This window comes from Paenibacillus whitsoniae (assembly GCF_003955665.1).
Lineage (GTDB): Bacteria > Bacillota > Bacilli > Paenibacillales > NBRC-103111 > Paenibacillus_E > Paenibacillus_E whitsoniae.
Map to the genome: position 1 here is coordinate 1 of NZ_RXHU01000157.1, position 5,194 is coordinate 5,194.

General features: G+C 53.0%; 5 protein-coding genes. All 5 read right to left on the minus strand.

Annotated features, from left to right (window positions below):
* On the minus strand, positions 1-1,021 hold a 1,021-nt coding region (gene ftsA, locus EJQ19_RS31410; RefSeq protein WP_126145143.1), incomplete at its 3' end, for a cell division protein FtsA.
* A gap of 297 nt (positions 1,022-1,318) precedes the next feature.
* A complete protein-coding gene (locus tag EJQ19_RS31415; RefSeq protein WP_126145144.1) occupies positions 1,319-2,146 on the minus strand; it encodes a cell division protein FtsQ/DivIB in 828 nt (275 codons plus the stop codon).
* A 93-nt stretch (positions 2,147-2,239) separates the two neighbouring features.
* A complete protein-coding gene (gene murA, locus EJQ19_RS31420; RefSeq protein WP_126145145.1) occupies positions 2,240-3,508 on the minus strand; it encodes a UDP-N-acetylglucosamine 1-carboxyvinyltransferase in 1,269 nt (422 codons plus the stop codon).
* Between the two features lie 15 nt (positions 3,509-3,523).
* The gene (gene murB, locus EJQ19_RS31425) at positions 3,524-4,429 is read right to left on the minus strand and encodes a UDP-N-acetylmuramate dehydrogenase (RefSeq protein WP_126145146.1); all 906 of its coding nucleotides are present in this window, start codon (positions 4,427-4,429) and stop codon (positions 3,524-3,526) included.
* 208 nt (positions 4,430-4,637) lie between these two features.
* On the minus strand, positions 4,638-5,194 hold a 557-nt coding region (locus EJQ19_RS31430), incomplete at its 5' end, for a glycosyltransferase (protein ID WP_277600995.1).

Genomic DNA, 5,194 nt, shown 5'->3' on the forward strand with positions numbered 1-5,194 from the left:
CAGCTTGTCCCACGGCCAACATGCCCGGCAAACAAACCGTCCCGCCTGTCAATACGTAACCGCCAACCAAATGGCTGTAGCCAAGACGGTGCACTTCTCCCCGAATCAGCTGGAAAATCTCTTCCACGCGAGGCTCGATAATATTCGCAAGATCGACCTGCGAAAACTCCTTCTCGACGTTGCTGCCCATTCGCATGACTTTAAACACTTGATCGGCTGCCGAATCCTCGACTGCGGCACAGCCGTATTTCAGCTTGATTTTCTCCGCGATCTCGAGCTGCGTGTGCAGACCGATCGAAATATCGTTGGTGATATATTCCCCGCCGATTTGAATCGTGGACGTCGCCACAAGATTCCCTTGGTCAAATACCGCAATCGTGGTTGCGCCGGCTCCGATATCCACAAGAATCGTTCCGACGGACTTCTCATCTTTGGACAGGGCCAGTTGCCCCGCTGCATGCGACATGAGAATGAGTCCGGCCACTTTCAGCTCGGCTTTCTCAACGACGCGCGTCAAATTATGTATGCCCGTTTTCGCGCCGGTTATGATGGTCGCTTCCACTTCGAGGCGAACGCCGATCATGCCGCGCGGATCGTTGATGCCTTCCTGGCCGTCAACGAGGTATTGCTTTGGTACAACTCCAATTATTTCACGTTCGGGAGGCAAGGCGATAACTCTGGCCGCTTGAATGACACGATCAATATCCTCTTCGCCGATTTCGCGGTCCTCGTTCGAGACGGCGACAACGCCATGGCTCGACTGCAGAGCGATATGATTGCCTGAAATTCCAACATAAACTTCGGAAATTTGTATGCCGACCATTCGTTCAGCATGATCCACCGCACTGCGGATCGAATGTACAGTCTGATCAATGTCAACGATAGCGCCTTTACGAATTCCTTCAGACTCGGCAGATCCCACTCCTATTATATTAATGGTTCCGTTAACAACTTCCCCAATAATAGCTCGAACTTTGGATGTACCGATGTCTAAACTAACAATGATGTCATTGTTGCTCAAGCCCCTGGCACCTCCTGTATCCTTGGTATTAATGCAAAACCTACAGCAAGACTTTTATACGTATTCCACACAACCGCCATTATCCCTCTTTTTTCTACATTTTTTTTGCATTTTTGTGAGTTAGCGACAAAGTCATAGACTTCCATGATGATGGCTAGTAAGTACGAAAAAAAGCTAGAAGGAAATAGTAGATTCCTATTTAACCATAAAACTTATTTTAACATTTATTTCAGAGATTGAGTAGCCCATTCCTCGTTTTTTTGAGTAAAAAGCAGTAACCGCGAGCTCTCCCGGACTTTATGGCTTCGGAGTGTTCTTCGGTGTGTTCTTCGGAGTAGGCTTCGGCGTCGTCTTCGCATCGCTTTTGGCATCGTCTGGCACCGTTTCATACGGTGTATGGTACTCGGCTTCCAGCAGCGTAATGACGCCATTCGAAATATGCTGTTCCTGCAAGGAGGCGATATAGCCCGGCAAGCTGTCAATCTTATCGGGCAAATACGCAATCGTCGTGATGACTTCGTATTGCGACCGGGTGTAGAGTTTAATTTTATCCGGGTAGGATTCGCTGGGCTCCGGCTTGATTTCGGATACGTCCGAAAGCGCGCTCTGCGGAATTTCGCCAAGCGCTTTGCAAAGCGCAGCCTTGTTCGGATTGCTGTCGTCCCAACCGGTCAAAATTGGCATGTCGAGCGGAATGCTCGTCCCCGGCGGCAGCGTCGTAACGGCTCCGTCAGCAAGCACGGCCTGCTTCTTCCCGTCCGCCGTCAGTTGAAACGCGACCTTGGGAAATTCCTGCACCGTGATCTTGAGCAAGCCGGGGAAATGCTTGTCCACATCCGCATGCTGAATCATCGGCAGCTTGGCGACCCGTGCGGCAATGGCTGAGGAGCTGGCCGCAAAAAAGCGATCTCCTACCGCAACCTGACTGGCTTGTTCAATCACATCCGGCGCAATAAGCTCATTGCCTTCAATCTCAATCTGGCTGATTCGACTCAGCGACGACTGAAAGAACAGCACAACAAGTACCGTGATAAAAAATAAAATTAAAAAGATCAGCATTTTCCGATTCGAGCGCGCGCGCGGCTTAGGCACGGGCAAAGCGGGAACTTTGCGGTCTTCAGACAAAATGGGCACCACCTATGACATTATGTAACTACGCACGAACATCGTGCCCCTGCTTCTTGCCTGCAAGGATCACGATGTTCGAGAAGCAGCCTTTTACTCACTGGGAACTGGCGCTTGACGGCGAACCGACGCACCGAGCCGCGACAACATCACTTCAATTCTATCATAGCCTCTATCAATATGGTGAATCTGCTCAACGATCGTCGTGCCATGGGCAGCCAGACCGGCGATCACAAGCGCTGCGCCGGCTCTTAAGTCAGTCGCTTCCACCGTGGCGCCGTACAAGCGCGGAACGCCGCGGATAAAGGCTGAGCTCATATCTACGCGAATGTCTGCACCCATGCGGGACAGTTCATCCACATGCTTGAATCTGCCTTCGAAAATCGTTTCTTTCATAATGCTCATGCCGTCTGCTAGAGACAACAACACCATGACTTGCGATTGCAGATCCGTCGGGAACGACGGATGCGGCGAAGTCACAATGCGTTCGACCGCCTTGGGTCTTGTCGGACAGCTTACATGTATTATATCACCGTCCGTGATGATTTGAACACCTGCACGCTTCAGGACATGGATAACTGAGGTTAAATGGGAAGGATTGACGTTCTCAAGCGTGACATTCCCGCGTGTGGCGGCAGCAGCGACTAGAAAAGTGCCGGCGACGATCCGGTCGGGTATAATTCGGTAGGTGCACGGCGTGAGCGTCTTCACACCGCGAATCGTAATCGTATCGGTACCGGCTCCGATGATGTCCGCACCCATCGCATTCAAAAAGTTTTGCAAATCCTGAATTTCCGGTTCACGCGCCGCATTATAGATGGTCGTAATGCCTTCCGCTTTTACGGCCGCCATCATAATATTTTCGGTTGCGCCAACACTTGGAAAATCAAGGAAAATTTCGTTGCCTTGCAACGGATCAGCCGTACAGACGATTTTATTGGAAAATTCTTCGATCGTGGCGCCAAGGGCCTCGAGCCCCTTCAGATGCAGATCGATCTTGCGTTCGCCGATCGCGCATCCGCCGGGCTGATACACGGTAACTTCTCCGAATCTTGCTAAGAGCGGACCCATCAGGAAAATCGAGGAGCGCATCTGCCCCATCAATTCTTCCGGGATGTGAGAGGAATGAGCTGAGGTGGTTGTAATGGTGACCGTGTCCCCCTGCTGCTCGGCACGACAACCGAGCGCGCGCAGAATGCGCAGCATCGTGTCGATGTCGAGCAAATTAGGAACGTTGTGTAACGTAATCGTACCGCTTGCCAGCATGCAGGCAGCTAAAATAGGTAATGCGGCGTTTTTCGCGCCGTGTATCTGGATGGCTCCCGTCAGGGATTTTCCACCTTCGATAACGAGCTTCTCCAAAGTTACACCTCCGATTTACCTCTCGCCCATAACCAGCACTTCAGGTACGAGACGAACGTTGTACTTGTTCAGCACAATCTCCTGTACCTCGCCAATCAGGGTGAGAACGTCCTCGGCTGAGGCGTCTCCCGTATTTACAATGAAATTGGCATGGAGCGTTGAGATTTCCGCTCCACCGACACGCCTGCCTTTCAGGCCGGCTTCCTCAATCAGTTTGGCGGCATAGCCCCCTTCGGGGTTGCGGAATACGCTCCCGGCGCAAGCTAATTGAAGCGGCTGCGTGCGAAGCCGCCGGTCGCGATAAGCCGCCATGGCGCCTGCGATTTCGTTGCGATCTCCCGCCTGTAGTTCAAAGACCGCCTCTGTGACAATGCCGGGCAGCGTATGCAGAATCGAATGCCGATACGCATACTTGAGATCCTCTGCCTGCATAACAACCAATTCCCCTGTGTCCAGGATGACTTCAGCCTGCTTGAGTATGCGTGACACATCGGACCCATGAGCTCCTGCGTTCATATAGACGGCGCCCCCCACGGAACCGGGAATGCCCGAGGCAAACTCCAGTCCGGTCAATCCTTCTTTGGCTGCGAGTACAGACAGTTTAATAAACGAATACGAAGCGCCTGCATAGACCGTCGTGCCTTCGAAACGAAGCGTATCCAGCGTCGGTCCCAGCTTGATGACCACACCGCGAATTCCTTTGTCACGCACCAGCAGGTTCGAGCCCCGGCCAATCACCGTCCACGGAACGCCGCGCTCGTGCAGAAACCGAATGGCGCCTGCCGCCTGCTCCTTGGAATTCGGGACGATCAGAATATCGGCGGGACCGCCGATTTTCCAGGTTGTATAAGGGGCCAGACGTTCATTCGTTTTAATCTCGCCAATACCAGCGGCTTTTAAGTCGGATATGAATTGCTGCATGGGAAAACCTCCTTCACAGAACGCAGGCAGAAATGCAAGTTAGAAATCTGGAATCGCTAAGTGCATTTCAATCCACAAGACCGGTTGGCGCAAGATGGCCGTTCTTCGCAGCCGCCCGCTTATGGAGCCTTAGGTGTCTGTCACGGTTATAGTGTAGTTTATGTAAAATCGGAAAGAGTGTGACAATCGCCCATGGGCTTTACAAAAATCAAGCTTTCAGGGAGCTCGCTTCAATCAGGCTCACAATCGCCGCCACGGCGTCGGTATCCTGGCGGGCGCTCATCGCCGCAATGTACCGCTCGCGATTCGCGTACAGCGCTTCTACGCGCGCTGCGAGCGTCTCCGCCGTGAGCTGCTCCTCGGGCAGCACATCGGCGTAGCCCGCCTTTTCAAAGGAGGCTGCGTTCAGGATCTGATCCCCACGGCTCGCCTGAAGCGAGAGCGGAATCAAGAGCATCGGCTTCTTCAGGCCGAGAAATTCAAATAACGAGGTCGCGCCGGCCCGGGAAATCACGAGCGACGACATCGCGAGCACATCCGGCAGCTCTTCGTTCAAATATTCGAACTGGCGGTAGCCGCGTTTGCCGGCAAGCTCCGCATCGACATTGCCTTTGCCGACCAGATGCACGATCTGGAACTGTTCCAGCAGGCGGTCGAGATTCGCTCGGAGCGCACCGTTCAGCACTTGCGAGCCAAGGCTGCCGCCCATGACGAGAATAACCGGCTTTTGCGTATGAAAGTCGCACAATTGGACGCCTTTGGACG

Bases quoted from the DNA above. Each gene is read 5' to 3' on its own strand.
- murB (WP_126145146.1), bottom strand. From the start codon at position 4,429: ATGCAGCAATTCATATCCGACTTAAAAGCCGCTGGTATTGGCGAGATT.